Annotated in this window: 17 protein-coding genes and 1 pseudogene; 8 read left to right on the top strand and 10 right to left on the bottom strand. The window is 71.8% G+C overall.

The genetic code is table 11. The annotated features are described in order from the left end of the window. Positions 1-18: 18 nt before the first annotated feature. Together ABWV53_RS15900 and dapF are read right to left on the bottom strand one after the other, a co-directional pair. Complete coding sequence (locus tag ABWV53_RS15900; protein WP_353367121.1) at positions 19-723, bottom strand: DUF484 family protein; 705 nt, start codon at positions 721-723, stop codon at positions 19-21. After that, positions 720-1598, bottom strand: a complete 879-nt coding sequence (gene dapF / locus ABWV53_RS15905) for a diaminopimelate epimerase (protein WP_353367122.1) — start codon at positions 1596-1598, stop codon at positions 720-722. The genes ABWV53_RS15900 and dapF overlap by 4 nt, the downstream gene beginning before the upstream one ends. A 242-nt stretch (positions 1599-1840) precedes the next feature. Between dapF and ABWV53_RS15910 the strand changes: the two genes are divergently transcribed. The 4 genes from ABWV53_RS15910 (at position 1841) to ABWV53_RS15925 (ending at position 8806) form a co-directional block, all read left to right on the top strand. Continuing rightward, positions 1841-4390 (top strand): IPTL-CTERM sorting domain-containing protein, encoded by a 2550-nt coding sequence (locus tag ABWV53_RS15910; protein ID WP_353367123.1) that lies wholly within the window; start codon positions 1841-1843, stop codon positions 4388-4390. Between the two features lie 145 nt (positions 4391-4535). Next, on the top strand, positions 4536-6233 hold the full coding sequence (locus tag ABWV53_RS15915) for an MBL fold metallo-hydrolase (protein WP_353367124.1): 1698 nt from the start codon (positions 4536-4538) through the stop codon (positions 6231-6233). Further along, the gene (locus ABWV53_RS15920) at positions 6226-7086 is read left to right on the top strand and encodes an rRNA pseudouridine synthase (RefSeq protein ID WP_502903919.1); all 861 of its coding nucleotides are present in this window, start codon (positions 6226-6228) and stop codon (positions 7084-7086) included. The genes ABWV53_RS15915 and ABWV53_RS15920 overlap by 8 nt, the downstream gene beginning before the upstream one ends. A 142-nt stretch (positions 7087-7228) precedes the next feature. After that, a complete protein-coding gene (locus ABWV53_RS15925) occupies positions 7229-8806 on the top strand; it encodes a sensor domain-containing diguanylate cyclase (RefSeq protein WP_353367126.1) in 1578 nt (525 codons plus the stop codon). 47 nt (positions 8807-8853) lie between these two features. Here the strand turns inward: ABWV53_RS15925 and ABWV53_RS15930 are convergent, their stop codons facing one another. Beyond that, positions 8854-9216, bottom strand: coding sequence for a response regulator (locus tag ABWV53_RS15930; RefSeq protein ID WP_056670226.1), 363 nt, complete (start codon positions 9214-9216; stop codon positions 8854-8856). Positions 9217-9381: 165 nt separating this feature from the next. Here ABWV53_RS15930 and ABWV53_RS15935 point away from each other — a divergent pair, with 165 nt between their 5' ends. Beyond that, positions 9382-10503: a sensor histidine kinase gene (locus tag ABWV53_RS15935; protein WP_353367127.1), complete on the top strand. Its 1122-nt coding sequence runs from the start codon at positions 9382-9384 to the stop codon at positions 10501-10503. Between the two features lie 91 nt (positions 10504-10594). Here ABWV53_RS15935 and rbsD read toward each other — a convergent pair whose 3' ends face one another. The 6 genes from rbsD to ABWV53_RS15965 all read right to left on the bottom strand — a co-directional run bounded on the left by rbsD (position 10595) and on the right by ABWV53_RS15965 (position 16733). Beyond that, positions 10595-10984: a D-ribose pyranase gene (rbsD, locus tag ABWV53_RS15940; protein ID WP_353367128.1), complete on the bottom strand. Its 390-nt coding sequence runs from the start codon at positions 10982-10984 to the stop codon at positions 10595-10597. Continuing rightward, entirely contained in the window at positions 10981-11931 is a 951-nt protein-coding gene (locus tag ABWV53_RS15945; RefSeq protein WP_353367129.1) for a ribokinase, read from the bottom strand. Before ABWV53_RS15945 ends, rbsD begins: the two co-directional genes overlap by 4 nt. Continuing rightward, the gene (locus tag ABWV53_RS15950) at positions 11924-12997 is read right to left on the bottom strand and encodes a LacI family DNA-binding transcriptional regulator (RefSeq protein WP_353367130.1); all 1074 of its coding nucleotides are present in this window, start codon (positions 12995-12997) and stop codon (positions 11924-11926) included. Before ABWV53_RS15950 ends, ABWV53_RS15945 begins: the two co-directional genes overlap by 8 nt. Positions 12998-13012: 15 nt before the next feature. Beyond that, positions 13013-14017, bottom strand: coding sequence for an ABC transporter permease (locus ABWV53_RS15955; RefSeq protein ID WP_353367131.1), 1005 nt, complete (start codon positions 14015-14017; stop codon positions 13013-13015). Next, positions 14014-15660: a sugar ABC transporter ATP-binding protein gene (locus tag ABWV53_RS15960; RefSeq protein WP_353367132.1), complete on the bottom strand. Its 1647-nt coding sequence runs from the start codon at positions 15658-15660 to the stop codon at positions 14014-14016. Before ABWV53_RS15960 ends, ABWV53_RS15955 begins: the two co-directional genes overlap by 4 nt. 110 nt (positions 15661-15770) lie before the next feature. Next, positions 15771-16733 (bottom strand): sugar ABC transporter substrate-binding protein, encoded by a 963-nt coding sequence (locus ABWV53_RS15965; protein ID WP_353367133.1) that lies wholly within the window; start codon positions 16731-16733, stop codon positions 15771-15773. A gap of 621 nt (positions 16734-17354) precedes the next feature. Between ABWV53_RS15965 and ABWV53_RS15970 the strand changes: the two genes are divergently transcribed. Next, the gene (locus ABWV53_RS15970; protein WP_502903920.1) at positions 17355-17765 is read left to right on the top strand and encodes a GFA family protein; all 411 of its coding nucleotides are present in this window, start codon (positions 17355-17357) and stop codon (positions 17763-17765) included. Between the two features lie 22 nt (positions 17766-17787). Here the strand turns inward: ABWV53_RS15970 and ABWV53_RS15975 are convergent, their stop codons facing one another. Continuing rightward, positions 17788-19476 (bottom strand): AMP-binding protein, encoded by a 1689-nt coding sequence (locus ABWV53_RS15975; RefSeq protein WP_353367145.1) that lies wholly within the window; start codon positions 19474-19476, stop codon positions 17788-17790. A gap of 191 nt (positions 19477-19667) precedes the next feature. Between ABWV53_RS15975 and ABWV53_RS15980 the strand changes: the two genes are divergently transcribed. Together ABWV53_RS15980 and ABWV53_RS15985 are read left to right on the top strand one after the other, a co-directional pair. Next, positions 19668-22358 carry a PepSY domain-containing protein gene (locus ABWV53_RS15980; RefSeq protein WP_353367134.1) on the top strand — a complete coding sequence of 897 codons (2691 nt, stop codon included), beginning with the start codon at positions 19668-19670 and terminating at the stop codon, positions 22356-22358. A 101-nt stretch (positions 22359-22459) separates the two neighbouring features. Then, positions 22460-23378, top strand: a pseudogene (locus ABWV53_RS15985) (esterase/lipase family protein). The last annotated feature ends 19 nt before the right edge of the window (positions 23379-23397 follow it).

Genomic DNA, 23397 nt, shown 5'->3' on the forward strand with positions numbered 1-23397 from the left:
GCCCAGGCCGGTGGCACTTCAGCGCAGGCGGGACAGCGCGCCGCTCGCCAGCTCGGCGATGCGCACGAGAAAGTCCGTGCCCATCTCGGCGGTGAACCGCTGGGTATCGGGCGAGCCCAGCACCAGCAGGCCGAAGGCCGGGGTCTCGCCGTCCAGCGCGCCCTCGCGCAGCGGCAGCAGCGCCAGCGACTGCACCTGCGACGCATCGGGCAGCCACGCCGTGGGCTCGAAGCCCAGGTTCGCGCCGCAGAAAGGCGCGGTGAGCGATGAGGCGAAGGCCCGCGCATCGGGGCTGGCGCCGCCCAGCGCGGCGTTCTGGAAGGGCGCCGCCGCGTCCCAGACGCGCAGCGCGGTCTGGGGCACGTCGAACAGGCGGCGCAGGCCCTCGGTCACCGCGCCGGGCAGGGCGTGCGGGTCCTTCACGGCGGCCAGCTCGCGCGACCACTGGTGGATCTTCTGCGCGATGTGGCCGTTCTCGTTGCCGTTGCGCACCATCTCCATCACGCGCTGCTCCAGCGCCTTGATCTTCTCGCGCAGCATCTCGGCCTGGCGTTCTTGCAGGCTCACGGCGCGGTGGCCGTGCGGGCTGGTGAAGGTGACGCTGGCCAGCACCTCGGCGTGGCGCTCGAAGAAGCCGGGGGTCTGCTGCAGGAATTCGGCGATGTCCTCCTCGGTGATGGGAGGCACGGAAGCGGATGAAGTAGGAATGGCGGATTGGGTCATGGTGTGTCGGGAATATCGATCTGGCCTTCGAAGACCGTGGTGGCCGGGCCGGTCATGAAGACCGCGTCGTCGGCACCGCCGGCCCAGGCGATGGTGAGCAGGCCGCCGCGCGTGTGCACGTCCACACGCGCGTCCAGCAGCCCCAGGCGAATGCCGCAGGCCACGGCCGCGCACGCGCCCGAGCCGCAGGCCAGCGTCTCGCCCGTGCCGCGCTCGAACACGCGCAGGCGGACTTCGCCGCGGTGCACGACCTGCAGGAAGCCGGCGTTCACGCGCTGCGGAAACCGCCGATGGCCTTCGATCAGCGGGCCGACGGCGGCGACGGGCGCGGTGTCCACGTCGTCCACCAGCTGCACCGCGTGCGGGTTGCCCATGGAGGCAATTGCTATGAAAACAGGAGCATCAGGCCCAGTGATATCAAGCGCCAGCGGCCATTTTTCTCCCGAACCCTGGGCCACCGGTACCAGGCCCTCGGCATCGAACGGCACCTCGGCGGGCGCGAAGCGCGGCCGGCCCATGTCCACCGTCACGCGGCCATCGGCCGTGAGCCGGGGCGCGATCACGCCCTTCATCGTCTGCACGCGCAGCGCGTTCTTGTCGGTCAGGCCCTTGTCGCGCACGTAGCGGGCGAAGCAGCGCGCGCCGTTGCCGCACTGCTCCACCTCGCCGCCGTCGGCGTTGTGGATCACGTACTCGAAGTCGATGCCCGCCGCCGGCGACGGGCGCACCGTGAGGATCTGGTCGGCGCCGACGCCGAAGTGGCGGTCGGCGAGGAACCGGTACTGCGCAGGGGTCAGGCCCAGGCGGCCTTCGGTCTCGTCGAGCACGACGAAGTCGTTGCCCGCGCCCTGCATCTTGGTGAAGCGGATGTGCATGGGCTCGATTATCGCCACCGGTCCGGTCGACACGGCGCGGGTCACCCGTTTCACATGGCGCTCCGCGCAGGAATGAATGAATGCTGGCCTGCTGGCGCGAATCCGCGGTTGACAGGGTGCGCCAGGCATGCTTTGCCTACTTTTCGTTACATGGAACGCACAGGCTGCCTTGGGTTACCACAATGGCGGTACCTCCCTTTTTTGACGAAGCCCGCCCTCCTGCTGGCGGGCTTTGCCGCCCCATGCGCCTCTTCGCTGCACTCGATTTCTCGCCGCTTCCCGCCTGGAACCGGCCCTCTCTGATCTTGCGTGCACGGCCGGCATGGGTGCGGGTGGCCGCAGGCCTGGCCATGGCGGCCAGCCTGAGCGCGCAGGCCGCGCAGCAGCCCTCCGCGCCGGACATGACCGCAGCCTCCGACAGCGGCATTTCTTCCATCGACAACATCACCAACGCCACCACTCCTACCTTCTCTGGCACGGCGCAAGCCGGGGACACCGTCAAACTGTACGACTCGGATGGCGTCACCTTGCTGGGTTCGGGCACGGCCATCGGAGGCCACTGGTCGATCACCAGCAGCGTGTTGACCGAACGCTCGCACACTCTGACCGCCAAAGCATCCGACGCAGGCGGCGGCGTTTCGCCGGCTTCCGACCCGCTGGTGGTCGTAATCGACACCACCGCCCCGACCTCCCTCGCGCTGAGCAGCACCCGCGTGCGCAGCGATGGCGCCTCAGCCCATGCTGCCGTGGCCATGCTGTCGTCCCTGGATGCCACCGCCGTCACATACGCGCTGGCCAGCGGCGATGGCACTAACGATGCGGACAACCCTTCGTTCAGCATCGGCGGCACCACGCTGAGTGTGGGCGGGACGGCATTGTCGGCCGGCACCTACCGCATCTACCTGGCCGCCACCGACGCGGCGGGCAACGTCAGCTATCTCGCGCAGGACTTGACCATCTATACCCCGCCCACGGTGACCTCCATCGTGCGCGCCAGTGGTGCAAGCGGTGCCGTCGCGGCCAGCACGGCGTCGGTCAGCTACACCGTGAGCTTCAGCCAGAGCGTGACGGGGATCGACCTGGGCGATTTCACCTTGACCACAGCAGGCTCCGCCATGGGTGACCTGTCCGGTCTTTCCGGCAGCGGGACGACCTGGACGGTGGCCGTGTCCGGCCTGAGGGGTGATGGCGTCCTACGCCTGGATTTGAAGGCCGGCGGTACCGGCATCACCAACGCTGCTGGCGATGCCATCGAAGGGGGCTATACGGCCGGCGCCGTGTACGTGCTCGACCACACCGCGCCTCTCGCGCCTTCCCAGCCAGCCGTGGACCCCCGCGACGTCGCGGGCCAGTCCAGCGGCGGTGGCATCGTCACCCGCACGCGTGAACCGCGCTTCACCGGAACGGCCGAGGCCGGCAGCACGGTGGCCCTGTACTCCACCGACGGCACGCCGGCCGGGACGTTGCTGCTCGGCTCCACGACTGCCGCGGGAGGCAACTGGGCCATCCAGCATCGGTTCCCGCAGGACGGCGCGTACACGCTGCTGGCCCGTGCAACGGATGCCGCCGGGAACACCTCGGCCGACTCCACGCAGCTCTCCGTCACCATCGACTCGACCGGGCCGCAGAGCACGTCGGTCGGCGTGCCGGCATCCGCCACCTACACCGCAGGCGAGGTGCTCGATTTCACCGTGAACTTCAACGAGCCGGTCTTCGTGGACGCGACCGCAGGCACGCCTGGGGTCGCCCTGACCATCGGGTCCACTGCGCGGACGGCCGGCTACGTGTCGGGATCGGGCGCCAGCGCGCTGACGTTCCGCTACACCGTGGCGGCCAGCGACCTCGATGCCAATGGCATCACCCTCGGGGCCTTGCAGACCCGGGGCGGCACGCTGCGCGATGCCGCCGGCAACGATGCCAGCCTGGTGCTCAACGGCGCCGCCAGCACCGCCGGCGTGCTGGTCAACGGCGCTGCCAGCGTGCCCGCCACACCGGTGCTGGCCAGCGCCACGCCGGGCGACGGCGAGGTCACGCTCACATGGACGGCGCCAGCGGCCAACGGCAGCGCCATCACGGGCTACCAGGTGATCGGCAACCCGGCCGGTTTCTGCACGCCCCCCACCGCCTCGGCCACCACCTGCACGGTCACGGGCCTGACCAACGGCAACACCTACACGTTCACGCTGCGGGCCACCAACGCGGTCGGCACCAGCCAGGCCTCGCCCCCCGTCGGCGCCACGCCCGCGAAGACCCGGGCCAGCGGCATGATCACGGGCGTGGCGGGCATGGCAGGCATGGCGTCGGTGCAGATCAGCGGCGGCCGTGCCACCTGCACGCTGGACTCGACCCAGTTCAACGCCGCGTTGTCTGCCGGCGCGCCGGCCGGAGCCACCCAGCCCGCAGGTGTCTTCAGCTTCCGCGCCACCGGATGTCCGGGCGACCGGCTGACGGTGGCGCTGACCTATCCGCAGCCCTTGCCTGCGGGCGTGCGCTTCTTCAAGTACGGGCCGCCCGACACCGGACGGACAGCGGCGTGGTTCGAGTTGCGCGACGCCGATGTGGCCCTGAGCAGCGACCGTCGCACCGTGAGCTATGCCGTCACGGACGACCAGGCGGGCGATTCCAACCCGGCGCCGGGCGTCATCGACGACCCCTTCGCGCCCATGCTGGTGCCGCAGGCCGCGCCCGGCGACGCCACCGCCGTGCCCACGCTGTCGCATGCCGGCCTGGCGCTGACCAGCGCGCTGCTGGGGTTGCTGGCCTGGCGCCGGCGCCGGCACCGGCCGGCGTGAACCGGCGCGCCCGGCCGGGGCGAAGGCGCAGGAGCCGCATCGCAATCGATGAAGAACATGGCCCGTGGCGCCCGCTGCGCCTGGGCATGGCGCTCTCTTTTCAGGAGTGACTGCCGAAGCCCGGCACTCTGCCGATAATGAGGCGATGCCCCGCACCACCCAACAACTCCACCCCCACCGCGAGCCCGTGGCGCCGCGGGCCGCGGCCACCGTGCTGCTGCTGCGCGACGCGCCCGCGGCCGATGGCGAGGCCGGCACCGTGCTCGAAGTGCTGATGACCCGGCGCTCGCCGCAGGCCAGCTTCGCCCCCAGCGCGTACGTGTTCCCGGGCGGCGCTGTCGACGCGCTGGACTCGACGCCCGCCACGCACGCGGCGCTGCGCCGCCGGCCCGGCCAGTCGCCGGCGCAGCTGACGCAGGCCGTCGCCGCCATCCGCGAGAGCTTCGAGGAGCTGGGCGTGCTGCTGGCGCGCCATGCCGACGGGCGCTTCGCCGATGCCACCGACATCGCCGCGCTGGACCGCGCCGCGCCGTTCGTGGCGCAGTGCCAGGCGCGGGGCCTCGCGCCGGCGGCGGACGCGATGTTCTGGCTGGCGCACTGGACGGCCGACCGCGACCTGCCCAAGCGCTTCGACGTGCACTTCCTCGTCGCCCGCATGCCCGAGGGGCAGGAGCCGGTGGCCGACGAGCGCGAGCAGTTCGAGCCCGTGTGGGTGCGCCCGGCCGACGCGCTGGCGCGGCACGCGGCGGGCCAGTTCTTCATGATCTTCCCGACCATCCGCACGCTGGAGCGCCTGGCCGCCTTCGCCAGCGCCGACGCCGTGCTGCAGGCCGTGGCGCAGCAGCGGGACCAGGCCCCGCTCTGGACCAGCTGCCCGCGCAGCGGGCTGCTGGCCGGCCGGGAGTCGCGCTACATGGAGCACGAGCCGCCCTTCGGCGAGCTGGCGCTGGTCTGCCCCGACGGCCAGATGCTGCACGCGCTGGACTGGCAGACCGAGCGCCCCGTGCCCCTTTTGAAGAACGTGCAGCGCCTCACCGCGCCCAACCCGGGCGTGATGACCGGCCCCGGCACCAACAGCTACCTGGTGGGCGACCCGGACACGGGCTACATCGCCATCGACCCCGGCCCGGCGGACGAAGCGCACCTGGAGCGCCTCTGGCGCGCGGCGGGCGGCGACATCCGCGCCATCGTCTGCACCCATTCGCACCCCGACCATTCGCCGGGCGCCGCGCCGCTGGCCGCCCGCGTGGCCGCGCACGGCCGGCCGCGCCCGCCGGTGCTGGGGCTGCCCTCGGCCCCCACGGCCCGCGCCGCCAGCCGGTTCACGCCCGAGCGGGTGCTATCGAATGGAGAGCTGCTCACGCTCGCTGCGCCTGCGCCAACGCCCGAAAACACCCACACGCTGGAAGTGGTGCACACGCCCGGCCACGCGGCCAACCACCTCTGCCTGCTGCTGCGCGAGGACGGCCTGCTCTTCAGCGGCGACCACATCCTGAACGGCAGCACCACGGTGGTGGACCCACCCGACGGCAACATGGCCGACTACCTCGATTCGCTGGACCGGCTCGATGCGCTCTGCGCGCAGCACGGCGTGGAATTCATCCTGCCCGCGCACGGCTACGTGCTGGGCGACGCACGCGGCGCCATCGCCCACCTGAAGGCCCACCGCCTGGCACGCGAGGCCAAGGTGCTGGCCGCCATGCAGGCGCTGCCCGAGGGCGGCACGCGCGACTGGGTGCGGCATGCCTATGGCGACGTGCCCGAGCGGCTCTGGCCGGTGGCCGAGCGATCGCTGATCGCCCACGTGGAGCGCATCCGCGCCATGGAGCCCGGCCATGCGTGAACACCGCAACCCTCCCCAGCCGGCACCCGGCCCACCACACGACCACCGACAGGACGACCCATTGCAGAACCCTCCCGAGCACGTGCGCCTGGCCAAGCGGCTGGCCGAACAGCTGAACTGCTCACGCACCACGGCCGAGCAATACATCGAAGGCGGCTGGGTCAGCGTCGACGGCCGCGTGGTCGAAGCGCCCGGCGCCCGCGTGTCGCCCGGCCAGACGGTGGCGCTGGCGCAGGGTGCCAGCCTGCTGGAGCTGACCCCCGTCACCCTGCTGCTGCACAAGCCCGCCGGCTATGAAGCCGGCCTGGGCGCCGCCCCGTTGCAGGGCCCCGGCCACCACCAGAGCCACGGCAGCCGCAGCCAGGGCGCGCCGCAGGCCGTCACGCTGCTGCGCGCCGACACGCATGCGGCCGAAGACGCGAGCGGCATCCGCGTGCTGCAGCGCCATTTCCGCCAGCTCGAATGCTTCACGCCGCTGCCCACCCCGGCCAGCGGCCTGGTCGTCTACACGCAGGACCGCCGCGTGGCCCGCAAGCTGGCCGAGGACATCGAGTCGCTGGAGCAGGAGTGCATCGTTACCGTGTCGGGCCAGATCGCCGAGCGCGGGCTGGAGCGGCTCTGCCACGGCCTCTCGTTCAACGGCCGTCCGCTGCCGCCCATCAAGGTCAGCTGGCAGAACGAGAACCGCCTGCGCTTCGCGCTCAAGGGCATCCGGCCCGGGCAGATCCCGTCGATGTGCGAGGCGGTGGGCCTGCAGGTGGAGGCGATCAAGCGCATTCGCATCGGGCGCGTGCCGCTGGCCAAGGTGCCGGAAGGCGGGTGGCGGTTCCTGCAGGGGTGGGAGCGGTTCTAGGCGGGCGCTGCACGCACCGTGCGCCCAGGGGGGCGCTGCGGAGCTGGAAGGGCACGCCCCCCGCTTTACGCATTTCCGCAGTGCGATGCGGGGGCCGTAAGACAATGGCCCTCCGCCCACAAGCGCGCACGCTGGAGCCCAGGTGAGACTGAACGCAAAGACCATCGCGGGATCGATCGCAGGCCAGGTGCAGCGGCGCCTGAATGGGGTGCGCGTGGTCGTGGCGTTCATCGCCTTCGCGCTGTTGACGCTGATCGGAAGCAATGCCTGGCTGGCGTGGCGCAGCTACCAGAAGGAACTGGGCCTGGCCGAGGAATCGGCACGCAACCTGTCGCACGCCGTCGCCCAGCACTTCGACGGGATCTTCTCCGATGTCTCCCGCACGGTGGAGAACATCGCTTTCCGCATCGAGCAGGGGGACCTGCTGGCGCCGGACATCGAGGCGCTGCAGCCCGAGCTGGTGAACACGCTCAGCCACAGCGACCACCTGCATTCAATCTTCGTTTTCGACAAGGACGGCCGCTCCATCGTCAGCACGCAGCCCGGTCGCTCCTCCACCATCAGCAACGCCGACCGGCCCTACTTCCTCGCGCACCTGACGAGCCCGAGCACCATGACGCTCATCAACCCGCCGCTGACGCCCCGGCTCTCCAGCACCTGGGTGATTCCGGTGACGCGGCGGCTCAACGATTCCGAGGGCCGCTTCGCTGGGGTGGTGCTGGCGTCGATCAAGGTGGACTACGCCCGGGCGGTGCTGGAGGGCTTTTCCATCGGCGAGCACGGCGCCGCCGCGCTCACGCTGGCGGACGGCACCATCCTGGTCCGGCGGCCCTTCGCGGCCAGCGACCTGGGGCGCAACATCGGCAACCCGTATATCGCCAGCGAGCTCAAGCGGGCCCGTGCCGGCACGACCCGCATGCGATCGCCCGTCGATGGCGTGGCCCGGGTGCTGGGCTTCGAATTCACCCAGAACCACCCGGTGGTGGCCGCCGTCGCCCGCGCCGAGAGCGAAGTCTTTCGCAGCTGGTGGCGCTCGATCACCGTGCAGTGCCTGACCGTGTTCGTGCTGTCGGTGCTGATCGCGGTCTTCGGCCGCTTCGTGATCCAGATGATCCGCCTGCGCAGCGACGCGCAGCGAGAGATCGTGCGGGCCCACCGGCAGGTGAGCGACGCCAACATCCGGCTGGAACACCTGGCCACCCACGACGGGCTCACCGATCTGCTGAACCGCCGGGCCTTCGACGCGCAGGCCGCCGCCCTGGTGGCCACCTGCGCCCGGCACCGGCGCCACCTCTCGCTGCTGCTGCTCGACGTCGACCATTTCAAGGCCTACAACGACCACTTCGGCCACCAGCCCGGCGACGAATGCCTGCGCCTCGTCGCCAGCGCCTTGCAGACCACGGCGCAACGCCCGGGCGACATCGTGGCCCGCTACGGCGGCGAGGAATTCATCATCGTGCTCCCTGAAACCGATGCCGCTGGCGCCCGCGTGATCGCGCAGAGCGCCCTGGAAGCGGTGCGGGGCCTGCGGGTCGAGCATCCGGGAAGCCCGGAGGGCATGGTCACGATCAGCGTCGGGGTGACCTCGACGCGGTTCGAGCAACGGCCGGCACTGGCGCTGTCGGACCTGGTGGCGCAGGCAGACCGGGCCTTGTACGAGATGAAGCATGCCGGGCGCAACGGCTACCGGGTGTACCAGGGCGGGCCACCTGAAGCCTGAGGGGGTCTGCCAGCAGCCGTCTCAGGAATCTTCGAGGGGGCGGAACGTCAGTGGATTCGCGCGCAGTCGTCGAAGAATTCGTCGAGTTCGGTGGACTTGTCGAACACCGCATTGGCACCGAGCTGGGTGCATCGCTCCCGCATGTCCGCCGTCGCGTAGTTGGTGAGCACCACGATGCGCTGCAGCGGGCTGCGATGGCGCAGCCGGTCGAGCACGGTCAGCCCGGAGCCTTCCCGCAGGAACATGTCGAGGATCATCAAATGCCACTCATGGTTGTCGCTGGCCGAGAGCGCCTCCGTCACGGTTTCCGCGCAGGCGATGACCTGCACGTCGGCAAGCTCGCGCACCGCGGGAATCAGGGTCGCGCGGATGGCTGCACTGTCTTCGACCAGAATGGCTCGAGTGGGCATCGATGGGTTGTCGCTGTCGGGGATTCATAAAGCTTAGGCCCGCTCCCGGCCGCGGCGCGTAGGCCAAAGCGCTGTAACAATCTGTGAGGGGCTCACATTCCAGAGTCCATGGGGGAGGAGGCGCGCTTCCGACGTATAAACCGCCAACTCTTTGTGAGAAAAGCAATGCGCCTGGCCAGATTTCTCGAAACGGATCGCGAAGCCATCCTCTCCGCCGCGTCCGCCTACGCTCGAACCATTCCTGCCCTGGCCGCCACGAATGAAGAGACCCTGCGCGACCACCTCCCGCATCTGCTCGAAAGCATTTCCGCAGACTTGCGCACGACGCAGACCAGGCAGCAGTCCATCGAGAAATCGCATGGCGATGCGCCGGAGGGCGATGCGGTGACTTCGGCACAGGTCCATGGGCTCCTGCGCGCTCGCCGCGGCATCAGTATCGAGCAGCTGGTCGCCGAGTTCCGCGCCCTGCGGTCCAGCATCCTGCGGCTGTGGATGGACAAGGCCGACGTCGATGGGAGCTCGGTGGACGACATCGTCCGTTTCAACGAGGCGATCGACCAGGCCGTGGCCGAATCCGTGCAGTACTACGCGCAGGAGCGCGAGCGTTGGCGCCAGATCTTTCTGGGGGTGCTGGGCCACGACCTGCGAGGCCCGCTCAGCTCGATCGCGCTGACCATCGAGGTGATGCGTCGCGCGGGCACGGCGCCAACGCATCACACGGCGCTGCTGTCCCGCGCCGTCAAACGACTCACCTCATTGCTCGACTCCCTGCTGGAATACAACCGGGCGGGGTTCGGCGCGGGAATGCAGTTGCAGCGCGGGGCCACCGACCTGCGGACTGCCTGCGCAGACGAGCTCGAGCTGCTGCGGGCCGCCAACCCTGACGCCGACATCCAGCTGATCGCCACCGACCCGTTGCACGCGGAGGTCGATGCATCGCGCGTGCGCGAGGCGCTCTCCAATCTCGTCTCCAACGCGGTGAAGCACGGGGAGGCCGGCCAGCCCGTGCTGGTCACCGTGGCCGACGGCTCCCCGGTGGCGCGCATATCGGTGAAGAACGCCGGCCATATCCCTGCGGGCGAGATGGAGCCGCTCTTCGAGCCGCTGCGTCAGCGTGACTCGCCATCCGTGCGGACCGAGCGAACACATCTGGGGCTGGGCCTCTTCATCGCCCGGCAGATCGCGAGGGCCCACGGTGGAGACGTGGTGGGCGCCAGCGGCGAGGGGACGGTGGAATTCACCATCCAGCTGCCCACATCGGTCACGGAGCCCCGGCAGGACGCCTGAGAGCGGGTGGGCGATCCCCCGCGAGATCGACCACACGGTCTGGGGAAACTCTGGCAAAAACCACCGCGCCGCGTGCGGCTGCCGGAACCGGTCAGAACGTCACGCCCGCCACCAGCACTACGTTGGCGTAGGGCGTGCACTCGCCCGTGCGCACCATCACCCGCGCCTGGGCCGTCAGGCGCTTGAAGTCTTCATGCGGCACCTGGCCGGGCGTGACCGGCAGCGCGCACCAGCCGGGCAGGCCGCCGCCTTCGCGTGCCACGGCCTCGGCGGCGATCACGGCGCGTTCCACCTGCATCTCGGACAGCACGGCGCGCAGCACGTCGGCGACGGACGGGATGCCCGGCGTCAGCGCCAGGTCGATGCGGCGCGGCCCCGGCGGTATGGGCAGGCCCACGTCGCCGATGACCAGCATGTCGCCATGGCCCAGGCTGGCGATGGCGTGGGAGAGTTCGGCATGGAGCAGGGTGGTGCGTTTCATGGCAGGGCGGTCCAGGCGGGGGCGGGCGGGCTCTGCAGCACGGCGGCCCGGGTGGGAATGGAGGGCTGCGCGCCGGGCTGGGTCACGCACAGGGCCGCGGCGCGCATGCCGCCTTCCACGGCGGCGTCCAGCGTGTCGCCGCGCGCCAGGGCGACCGACAGCGCGCCCAGGAAGGTGTCGCCGGCGGCGGTGGTGTCCACGGCGCGCACGGCGATGCCGGGGTGGTGGCGGCAGCCGGCCCCATCGGCCGCCACGGCGCCGGCGGCGCCCAGCGTGACCACCACCTGCGCCGGCCCGCGCGCGCGTAGCGCCTGCGCGGCGGCGGCGGCCTCTCGCGGCGTGGCGACGGGCAGGCCGGCGAGCGCGGCGGCTTCGCCTTCGTTGACCACCAGCGTGTCGACCAGCGGCCAGAGCGCGGCGGGGAGCGGCTGGATGGGCGAGGGGTTGAGCCGCACCGGGCAGCCGGCGGCGCGGGCCTGGTGGGCGGCGGCCAGCACCTCGGCCAGGGGGCATTCGAACTGCAGCACCAGGCCGCCCGCGCCGTGCAGGGCGGCGTGCAGCAGGCCGGCATCGAGCGTGAAGCGGCCGTTGGCGCCCGGCACCACGACGATGCGGTTCTGGCCGCCCGCCTCCACCGTGATGACGGCCACGCCGGTCGGCTCGATGGGGTCGGTCAGCACGCCGCCGTGGTCGATGCCGTCGGCCTCCAGCGCGGCGCGCAGGGCGCGGCCGTGGTCGTCGTCGCCCACGCGGCCGAACAGCGCCACGCGGGCGCCCTGGCGCGCGCAGGCCACGGCCTGGTTGCCGCCCTTGCCGCCGGGTATCAGCCGCAGGCCCTGGGCCAGCACGGTTTCACCGCCCTCCGGCGCGCGGTCGACCTGGAGCACCAGGTCCATGTTGAGGCTGCCGACGACGGCGATGCGGGGCGTGGTCACGCGGTCATTCATGGGCGGGGGCTAGAGACGGGGAGGAAGCCGGGGCAGGGATGTCGGCGCAAGGCGCCGCGGTGGAGGCGCGCACGCGCAGCTCGGGCTGCAGCATCACCTGCCGGGCGGCCTGCCGCCGGCCGTCGATGCGTTCGAGCAGCATCTCCACCGCCAGCGCGCCGATGCGCAGCTTGGGCTGGGCGACGGTGGTGAGCGGCGGGCTGGTGAAGGCGGCCAGCTCGATGTCGTCGAAGCCGACGAGGGAGAGCGACTTGGGCACGCGCAAGCCGCGCTCGTGCGCGGCGCAGAGCGCGCCCATCGCCATCAGGTCGTTGCACACGAAGACGGCGGTGGGCGGCGCGCTGGCGGCGTCCGCATGGGCCGCCAGCATCGCCTGCATGGCGTCGTGCCCGCCCTGGCTGGTGAAGTGGCCGTTCCAGAGCAGCGCGTCGCCATGCTCGCAGCCGGCGGCGGCCAGCGCGCTGCGCCAGCCGGCGATGCGCTGCTCGCTCGGGCGCAGGCCCGCCGGGCCGTGGATGCAGGCGATGCGCCGGTGGCCCAGCGCCAGCAGGTGCTGCGTGGCCAGCAGGCCGCCCTGCATGTGCGCCGTCTCCACCAGGTCGCCCGGCTGCTCGTCAATCTCGACCTCCCGGTCCACCAGCACGGTGGGCACCTGCAGGCCCGCCAGTTGCGTGGGCAGGGTGGCGTCCTGGCCGGTGGAGACGACGATCAGCCCGTCGATGCGGCGCTCGGCCAGCACCTGCAGGTAGCTGCCCTGGCGGTGCGGCTCGTCGTTGGTGTTGCACAGGATGACGTTGTAGCCCGCGCCGAAGGCCCGGTCTTCCACGGCGTGGACGATCTCGGCGAAGTAGGGGTTGGAGCTGTTCGGGATCAGCATGCCCAGCGTGCGCGTGTTGTTGCGCTTCAGGCTGCGGGCGATGGCGCTGGGCACGTAGCCCAGCGCGCGGATGGCCTGCTCCACGCGCTCGCGCCCCTCGGCGCTGACGTGGCGCGTGCCGTTGACCACGTGCGACACCGTGGTGACGGACACCTCGGCGTGGCGGGCGACGTCCTTGATCGTGGCCATGGGATCGGGGGGGGGCTAGTGCGTGGCGCGGCGCTGGCGCAGCGTGTCGATGATGACGGCGGCGACGATCACGCAGCCGGTGATGATGCGCTTGCTCGGCTCGCTTGCGCCCACCTGGGCCAGGCCCGCCTCCAGCACGGCGATGATCAGCACGCCGAAGGCGGTGGTCACCACCGAGCCGCGCCCGCCCATCAGGCTGGTGCCGCCGATCACCACGGCGGCGATCACCTGCAGCTCCATGCCGCTGCCGGCGTTGGGGTCGGCGGCTTCCAGCCGGGCCGACTGCATCAGTCCCGCCAGGCCCGCCAGCAGGCCGGTGGCGGCGAAGACGATGATGCGCACCGGGCGAGGGTCCACGCCCGCCAGGCGCATGGCTTCTTCATTGGTGCCGATGCCCACCACGCTGCGCCCGAACACCGTGCGCGAGAGCACCAGCTGCGCCACCACCACCAGCACCAGCGCGATCAGGAACGCCACCGAGATGCCGCCCACCAGCGGCGCGGCCAGCCAGGAAATGGCGTCGCCCACGTACTGCGTGCGCGAATCGGTCACCAGGTAGGCGCTGCCGCGCACGGCCTCCAGCATGCCCAGCGACACGATGAAGGACGGCAGCCGCCAGGCGACCGAGATGGCCCCGGTGATGGTGCCGCAGACCAGGCCCGTCGCCAGCGCCAGCGCGGCGGCGGCCGGCACCGGCCAGCCCCACTGCAGGATGGCGGCGGCCGAGGTGGCGGCGGCCAGCGCCATCACCGAGCCCACCGACAGATCGATGCCCGCGATGATGAGCACGAAGGTCATGCCCACGGCCATCACGGCCAGCGCCGGAATTTCATTGGCGATGGTGACGAAGGTCTCCATGCTCCAGAAGTATTCGGACAGCCAGGAGAAAAGGCCCACCATGCCGGCCAGCACCAGGGCCAGGCCCAGGTAGGTGCCCAGCTGGGTGCGCCAGATCGGCGTGGCGGATGGGGTTGCGGGCGCGGCCGCAGCGGTGGTGGAGGGGGGCGTGGAGGGGTTCATGCGGCGACGGGGGAAACGGGTTGCGCCGGGGCGGGGCGGCCCGCGGCGTCGGAAAAGGCGGCGGCCAGCAGCGACTGCTCGGTCCACTCGCCGCGCTCGAAGATGGCGACCAGCCGGCCGGCGCTCATCACGCCGATGCGGTCGGCCATGGCCATCAGCTCGCGCAGGTCGGACGACACCATCAGCAGGGCGCGGCCCTCGGCGGCCATGCGGTCGAGTTCGCCATAGATCTCGGCTCGGGCGCCGACGTCCACGCCGCGCGTGGGCTCGTCCAGCAGCAGCACGCGCACCGGCCGGTGCAGCCAGCGGGCGAACACCACCTTCTGCTGGTTGCCGCCCGAGAGCTGGCCCACCGGCTGCTCGCCGCTGGTGCAGCGAATGCGCAGCGTGCGGATGAAGCCCTGTACCAGGCCGTGCTCGCGCGCGCCCTGCAGCCAGCCGCCGCGCGAGACGGCGGACAGGTCGGACAGCGTGGCGTTGACGCGGATCGGCTGCGCCAGCAGCAGGCCTTGCGACTTGCGGTCTTCGGTCACCAGGCCCACGCCGGCGGCCATGGCCTGCAGGGGCGACCGGAAACCCCTGGCAAAGGTCTTGAAAACACCTTTTGCTATATCTTTGATAGCTGTATGCGCTGGTGCATCAAGCGCTACAGCCTGATTTGGCTTGAAATCGTCCACCGGCAGCGACACGCTGCCACGGTCGGCCCGGTCGGCGCCGTAGAGCAGGCGCAGCAGTTCGGTGCGGCCCGAGCCCACCAGCCCGGCGATGCCGAAGACCTCGCCGGCGCGCAATTCCAGGCTCACGTCCTGCACGGCGCCGGCGCGGCCGATGCCGTTCACCTGCATCACCACCGCGCCGGCGGCCCGCCGCGGGCGGTGTTCCAGGTCGTTCACCGATCGGCCCACCATGCGGCGCACCAGGTCGTCCTCCGAGAGGCCCGCCATCGGGCAGGCGTCCACCAGCCGGCCGTCGCGCAGCACGGCCACGCGGTCGGCGATGCGGCGCAGCTCTTCCAGCCGGTGCGACACGTAGACGATGGCCACGCCCCGCGCCGTCAGCCGCGCGATCTGCTCGAACAGGTAGTTCGTCTCGCGCGGGGTCAGCATGGCCGTGGGTTCGTCCAGCACCAGGATGCGCGTGTCGTCCTGCAGGTTGCGGGCGATCTCCACCATCTGCTGCTGGCCGATGCCCAGCCGCGCCACCGGCGTGGCCGGGTCGATCGATTCGAGCCCGATCTTGGCCAGCTGCGCGCGGGCGGCGGCATGCAGCTCGGCGCGCCGCACCCAGCCGGCGGTGCTGGGCATGCGGCCCAGCAGCAGGTTCTCGGCCACGGTCAGCGTGGGCACCAGGCCCAGCTCCTGCATCACCATGCGCACGCCCTGGCGCTCGGCGTCCTGGCGCGATGCGGGCGGATAAGCGGCGCCCGCCAGCCGCATGCCGCCCCGCGTGGCGGGCGTCAGGCCGCAGACGATCTTGGACAGCGTGCTCTTGCCCGCGCCGTTCTCGCCAGTGAGCGCGAGCACCTCGCCCGCGTTCAGCGCCAGCGTCACGTCGTGCAGCACGGTGGTGCCGTGGTAGTCCTTGCCCACCGCGTCGATGTGCAGCAAGGGCGTGGCGGGGGTGGGTGAAGGCGTGTGGGGCATGGGGGAGGGGCGGGGCTTCACGGGTGAGCGTTCCAGGGTCGATGGGTCCGGTGGTGTCCCGCATTCGGTTCAGTGCGAACGGGAGGCGGGCCACCGCAGCCCGACCGGGCTTACTTGCTGCCCTTGGTCACCAGCACCACGTCGGTCTTCACCTCGGCGGGCAGCTGGGCCTGCGGGGTCTTGGCGGCCAGGGCCTTCTGCGCCAGCTCGATGCCGAACACGGCCTGCTTGGCGGCGTACTGGTCGGCGGTGGCCAGCACGCGGCCGTCGGCCAGCATGGGCTTGATGGCCTGGATGTTGTCGTAGCCCACCACCTGCACCTTGCCGGTCTTGCCGGCGGCCTTCACGGCGGCGACCACGCCCAGCGCCATGCTGTCGTTGCCCGCCAGCAGGGCCGTCAGGTCGGGGTGCTCGCGCAGCATGCCGGCGGCGACCGTGTTGCCCTTCTCGATCTCCCACTGGCCGGACTGCACGCCCACCACGTTGATGCCCGCGGCCTTCATCGCGTCCTGATAGCCCAGCGTGCGCTGCTGCGCGTTGAAGGTGGTGGACACGCCCTCGACGATGCCGACCTTGTCGCCCGCCTTCAGCTGCCTGGCCAGGTAGTCGCCCACCAGCTTGGCGCCGGCGCGGTTGTCCGGGCCGACGAAGGGCACGTTGATGTTCTTTTCCTTCAGGGCGTCGGCGTCCAGCCGGTTGTCGATGTTGACGACGATCACGCCCTTGTCGATGGCCGCCTTCACGGCCGGCACCAGGGCCTTCGAATCCGCCGGGGCCAGCACGATGGCGCTGGCCTTCTGCGCCACGGCCTGCTCGACCATCTTGATCTGCGCGGCGGTGTCGGTTTCGTTCTTGATGCCGTTGGACACCAGCGTGTATTCGCTGGCGTGCGCCTTCTGGTGCGCCTTGGCGCCGTCTTCCATCGTGCGGAAGAATTCATTAGCCAGCGACTTCATGACCAGGGCGATCTTGGGCTTGCCGCCATCCTGCGCGAAGGCGGGGCTGGCCAGCAGGCCGCCCATCAGGGCGAGGGCGGCGGCGGTGTGGATGGTGGTGCGGCGGGTGAACGGCATGGTGTCTCCAGTGTGGTGATGCGGTGCGGGCGCGGAACGTGGGGCGTCGGCGGCACCCCTTGAGCGAAAAGCCGACGGAGCCGGGGCTGGCGGCGGGTCGCCGTGCCCGTTCCGGCGTGGCCGAGGTGGCGGATGTTAGCGATGTAAAACGTTTGCGCAAACGTTTGCGCGTGGTGGATTACCCCTAATGGCGGGGGTCTTCCCAAGCCGCGGGCCGATGGCGGGCAGCCGGTCGGTAACTGCGTCACACAGTGGCCGGCGCGGCGGATCGGCTGCCTGCGCCGTGGAATGCCGTAACCGAATCACCAGTCGGAAACTTTTTGGAGACAGGCGTGGCGGCGGCAAAAAATCCGGCCTGGTGCGCTGCCCGGTCCCCGGAATCGGCGGACTTCCGCGCCCGCCCGCGCCCCCCGGCGCCTAAGGCAGCGCTGAACAAGTCCCCGCGATGCGGCGCGCTCTGCTCGGGGGATGGGCTGCAAGGCGCCAACCGCAGCAATAGCCGCAGCTATTGCGAGGATTGGCAACGCAGCAGACCGCCCCCGGCAGAGATGCGCCGCGCGCGAGGGGCTTGTTCAGCGCTGCCTTAAAGTCGGGCCTGCATCCCCATGGAAGGAACCAGCGATGATGAAGATCGACGGCCAGTGCCATTGCGGCGCCATCGCCTACGAGGCCGAGGTGCAGCCCGGCAGCATCACGGTCTGCCACTGCGACGACTGCCAGGCGCAGTCGGGCTCGGTGATGCGCGCCAACATCCCGGCGCCGGCGGCGGGCTTTCGGCTGGTTCGCGGCACGCCGCGCACCTATGTCAAGACGGCGGACAGCGGCCGCCGGCGGCTGCTGGCCTTCTGCGAGGTGTGCGGCAGCGCGCTCTATGCCTGCGACGTGGACCGGCCCGCCGCCTATTCGCTCAGGGTGGGCACCATCCGCCAGCGCCAGCAGCTGGGCACGCCGCAGCGGCAGATCTGGACGCGGCGGCGGCATGCCTGGGTGGAGCTGCCCGCCAGCGTGGCGAGCTTCGACGGGCAGCCCTGACGCATCGGGCCGCGCGCGCCAGTCAGGCCGCCGGCCCGCGCAGCTCCCGCCGCAAGATCTTGCCCACGTTGGTCTTGGGCAGGCTGTCGCGGAACTCGATGTGCCGGGGCCGCTTGTAGCCGGTCAGGTTCTCTTCGCAGTAGCGCGCCACGTCGTCCTCGGTCAGCGCCGGGTCGCTGCGCACCACGAAGACCTTGATCGCCTCGCCCTGCTTTTCGTCGGCGATGCCAATGGCCGCGCATTCCAGCACGCCGGGGCAGAGCGCCACCACCTGCTCCAGCTCGTTGGGGAAGACGTTGAAGCCGCTCACCAGGATCATGTCCTTCTTGCGGTCGATGATGCGGGTGTAGCCGCGCTCGTCCATCACGCCGATGTCGCCCGTGCGCATGAAGCCGTCGGCGGTGAAGGCGCGGGCGTTCTCCTCGGGCTGCTGGTAGTAGCCCTGCATCACGTTCGGGCCCTTGATGCAGATCTCGCCCGCCTCGCCGAGGGGCAGGCTCTCGCCCGCGTCGTTCTTGATGGCGATGTCGATGCCCGGCAACGGCAGGCCGATGGTGCCGGTGAAGGCCGTGTTGCTGACCGGGTTGTTGGTGCCGATGGCGCAGGTCTCGCTCATGCCCCAGCCTTCGATCATGGTGCTGCCCGTGACCTTCTGCCACTCTCGCGCCGTGCTCTCGCTGGCCGCCATGCCGCCCGCCTGCGACACGCACAGCGGCTGAAAGTCGAGCGCGCGGAAGTCGGCGTTCTGCAGCAGCGCGTTGAACAGCGTGTTCACCGCCGGCAACATGTGGAAGGGGCGCTTTTTCAGCACGGCGACGAATTTCGGGATGTCGCGCGGGTTCGGGATCAGCGTCAGGTGCGAGCCCTGGCGGATGGCCAGCAGGCAGAGCGTGAGCGCGAAGATGTGATAGAGCGGCAGCGCGGCGATGGAGTTGGCGCGGCTCACGTCGCCCACCCGGGCCAGCGCCGGCGTGAACCAGGCCTCGGCCTGCAGCGTGGCCGCGACGATGTTGCGGTGGGTCAGCACCGCGCCCTTCGACAGGCCGGTGGTGCCGCCCGTGTACTGCAGGAAGGCGGCCGATTCCAGCGTGGCGGTGCTGGGCGCCAGCGTGCGGGCGGCCCCCTGCGCCAGCGCTTCGGGGAAGGTGGTGACCCGGCGGCTGCCCGTCAGCGGCAGCGCATAGGCCGGCACCATCTTGGCCAGGTGCCGCACGGCGAAGGTGATCCAGCGGCCGTAGACCGGCCCCAGCAGGTCGCCCATGGCGGCCATCACCACGTGCTGCACGGCGGTGCGGTCGATCACCTCGGCCAGCGTGCAGGCGAAGTTCTCCAGGATGAAGATGGCCTCGGCGCCGGAATCCTTGAGCTGGTGCTCCAGCTCGCGGGCCGTGTAGAGCGGGTTCACGTTCACGCAGGTGTAGCCCGCCCGCAGCACCGCCGCCATGGTCACGGCGAACTGCGGCACGTTGGGCAGCATGATGGCCACGCGCGCCCCGGGCGCCAGCCCCTGGCCCTGCAGCCAGGCGCCCAGCTGGGCAGAGAGGCGGTCCAGCTCGCCGTAGCTCATCCACCGGTCCATGCACACCGAGAACGGGTGGGCGGCGTGCTTTCCGAACGATTCCTCGAGCAGGTGCGCCACCGAGCGGTACCGGTCGGGATCGATGTCGTGCGGCACGCCGGCGGGGTAGTGCGCCAGCCAGGGGCGTTGCAGGGTCATGGGTGTCTCCTTCGAACGGGCATTGTGGGAGCCACCGCGCCCGCCCGCCTCGGGGCCTACCCAGGGCTGCGTCATGCAGGTGACAGCGGGTGGCGGCGCGCAGGGTCAATACAATTGGTTCGCATTAACGGGGCGGCGTCGCGGCGGTATGGATACCGCCCCGCCGTGCCGCGCACGCCCCGACCATGCTCTCGCCTTCGCTCACGTTCAAGAATCTCTGGTTCCAGCTGCACTGGTTCGTCGGCATCACCGCCGGCACCGTGCTCATCGTCATCGGCCTGTCCGGCGCGGTGTTCTCCTTCCATGAAGAGATCCTGGACTGGGCCAACCCCGGCACCGCGTCGGTGCCCGCGCGTGCCGCGCCGGCACTCACTCCGCCGCAGATCGCCCAGGCCCTGCGCCAGGCGGGCGAGACACGCACGGTGCAGCGCATCGCCGTGCAGGCCGAGCCAGGGCGCTCGGCGCGGGTGAGCTTCGCGCCGCCGCCCGGCCAGCGCCGGGGCGAGGCCGTGTTCATCGACCCCTACACCGCCGCCGTGCTGCCCGCCCAGCGCGGCGCGGCCTTCTTCGACTGGGTGGAGTCGCTGCACCGCTGGCTGCTGCTGCCGCGCAGCGACGGCCGCACCGTCACAGGCATCCTCGCTGCCTGCCTGCTGGGGCTGGCGCTGTCGGGCCTCTATCTGCGCTGGCCGCGCCGGCCGCTGTCGTGGCGCGCCTGGCTCACGTTCGACCCGGCGCTCAAGGGCCGCTCGTTCCTGTGGGGCCTGCATTCGGTGGCGGGCACCTGGGCGCTGGTGGCCTATGTCGTGTTTGCGGCCACGGGCCTTTACTGGGCGTTCGACGCGGTGCGCGCGCCGGTGGACCGCTGGGCCGGCGTGCCCGCCCGGGCCGCCGCCATGGCCCCCGCGCCCCGGCCCGCGAACGGGGCGCCGGCGGCCGAGCGCACGCCGCCCGCGCCGGCCGACCTCGCGCCGGCCTGGTCGGCCTTCGAGCGCCTGGCGCCGGGCTGGCGCAGGGCCGACCTGCGCATGCCCGAGCGGGCCGGCCAGCCCCTGCAGATCGCCTGGCTGGGCGCGGACGCGGCGCACGAACGCGCCCGCAACCAGCTGCGGCTGCGGCCGGACGGCACGGTGCAGCAGGACGAGCGCTTTGCCGACCTGCCGCCCGGCCGCCGCGCCGTGGCCGCCATCTACCCGCTGCACATGGGCACGTATTTCGGCCTGCCGGGGCGCATCGTGATGACGCTGGCCTCGCTGGCCATGCCGCTCTTCGCCATCACCGGCTGGCTGCTGTACCTGGACCGGCGGCGCCGCGCCCGCGCCGTGCGCGCCGAACGCGCGGCGCTCGCCGCGTCGGCCCCGCCGGTGGCCCCGGCGGCGACGGGCGACGACGCCGTGCTGGTGGCCTATGCCAGCCAGTCCGGCCGGGCCGAGCGGCTGGCCGTGCGCACCGCCGCCCTGCTGCGCGGCGCCGGGCTCGCCGCCACGCTCGCGCCTGTGGCCACTTTGGGCGCCGAAGCGCTGCGCCATCACCGCCGCGTGCTGTTCATCGCCAGCACCTTCGGCGAGGGCGACCCGCCCGACGCGGCCCGGCGCTTCGCCCGCAACCTGGCCCAGGCGCAGGGCACGGCGCTGGCGCCGGTGCGCTACGGCCTGCTGGCGCTGGGCGACCGGCACTACGCCGCCTTCTGCGGCTTCGGCCATGCGCTGGACCACCAGCTGCGCCGCCTGGGCGCGCAGCCGCTCTTCCCGCTGATCGAGATGGACGGCGAGGACGCGGCCGCCTGGCCCGCGTGGCTGGCTGCGCTGGCCGGCCACCTGAACGCGCCCGGGCTGGCGGCGGCGGCCGATGCGGCCCCGCCCCTGCTGGGCGATGTCGGCGCCCCGGCCTTCGCCGACTGGACGCTGGCGGCGCGCGCGCTGTGCAACCCCGGCAGCCAGGGCGCGCCGCTCTTCGCCCTGCAGCTCACGCCGCCGCCCGGCGCGCCCGCCCCCGGCTGGCAGGCCGGCGCATTGGTCGAAGTGCTGCCGCGCCATGACGACGCCACCCTCGACACGCTGCTGCGGCGCCACGGCTGGCCGGGTGATGCCCCGGTGCGCCGGGCCGGCCGGACGGTGAGCCTGCGCGACGCGCTGGCGTGCAGCGTGCTGCCCGTGCCGGCCGAGACGCCGGCCCTGACCGGCGCGGATGCCGGCACGCCGCCGGCCGGCGCCTGGCAGGCCCTGGCCGACACGCTGCAGCCGCTGGCGGCGCGCAGCTATTCGGTGGCCTCGCTGCCCGGCGACGGCCATCTGGCGCTGCTGGTGCGCCAGGTGCGGCACGAGGCCGGCTTCGGCCTGGCGTCGGGCTGGCTCACGGCGCATGCGCCGCTGGGCGCGCCGGTCGCGCTGCGGCTGGTCGAGAACATGGCCTTCGCGCCCGCCGAGGACGGCGCCATGCAAAGCGGCGCGCAAGCTGGCGCGCAAGCCCCCGCGATCTTCATCGGCAACGGCTCGGGCTATGCCGGCCTGCGCGGCCACCTGCTGGCGCGCATCCGCGGCGGGCGCCACCGCAACTGGCTGCTGTTCGGCGAACGCCAGCGCGCCTGCGATGCCTATTGCGAGACCGAGGCCGCCGGCTGGCTGGCGGCCGGCCAGATCGCGCGGGGCGACTTCGTCTATTCCCGCGACCAGCCCGAGCGCCGCTACGTGCAGGACGCGCTGCGCGACGCCGCCGACGTCCTGCGCGCCTGGGTGGACGACGGCGCGGTGATCTACGTCTGCGGCAGCCTGCAGGGCATGGCCGCCGGCGTGGACGCCGCGCTGGCCGAGGTGCTGGGCAGCGACGCACTGGACGACCTCATCGCCGCCGGGCGCTACCGGCGCGACGTTTATTGACGAAAATGGCCTCCGGCGCTTGAAATTCAAGCGCGGATAGCTATCAAATGCATAGCGTCACGGCGCGTGGGCGCCGCGATGCCCCCTGGAAAGGCAGCCCCTTGAGCAACGCACGCTGGCAGCGCTGGATGGTCTTCGTCAACCTGGCGCTCACCGCCGCCTGGATCGCCTGGCAATGGCCCCCGCTCGCCCGGCTGGGCGCTGGGCGGGCCGGTGCTGGCGCTGCTGGGCTTTCGCTTGCTGATGGGGCTGCAGTTCGTGCTGATGGCCCGCGCCAACCGGGCCGACCCTTCGCCCGCGCCCGGCGCCGGGCAGATGCTGCGGGCCTGGTGGGCCGAAAGCGGCTGGGCCACGCGGGTGTTCGGCTGGTGGCAGCCTTTCCGCCGCGGCGCCATCGCCGACTGGCTGCCCGAGCGCCGCGGCGAGCCCGGCCCGGCGCCGCGCGGCGTGGTGCTGGTGCACGGCTTCCTCTGCAACCGGGGGTTCTGGACGCCCTGGCTGCCGCTGCTGCGCGAGCGCGGCCATGCCTTTGTGGCGGTGGACCTGGAGCCGCCCTTCGGCTCCATCGACGACTACGCCGCCACCATCGACGCGGCCGTGGGCCGCGTGACCGAGGCCACCGGCCGCGCGCCCGTCGTCATCGGCCACAGCATGGGCGGCATCGCCGCGCGGGCCTGGCTGCGGGCCTGCGACGCCGGCCGGGCCGAGGCCTGCGCCCACCGCGTCATCACGCTCGGCTCGCCCCACGGCGGCACCTGGGCCGGCCGCTTCAGCCACGCGGTGAACGGCCGGCAGATGGCGCTGGAGGGCGAATGGGTGCAGGCCCTGCGCCGCGCCGAGCCGCCCGGGCGCGCGGCTCTATTCACCTGCTTTTATTCCAGCTGCGACAACATCGTCTTTCCGGCCGGCACCGCCACGCTGCCCGGCGCGGACAACCGCTTCGTGCCCGGCGTGGCGCATGTGCAGATGGCGTTCCATCCGCCGGTGATGCGGGCCTGCCTGGAGCTGCTGGCGGACTGAGCGCTGGCGGACTGAACGC

Source organism: Acidovorax sp. FG27 (assembly GCF_040365715.1).
In the GTDB taxonomy this organism is placed as follows: Bacteria; Pseudomonadota; Gammaproteobacteria; order Burkholderiales; family Burkholderiaceae_C; genus Paracidovorax.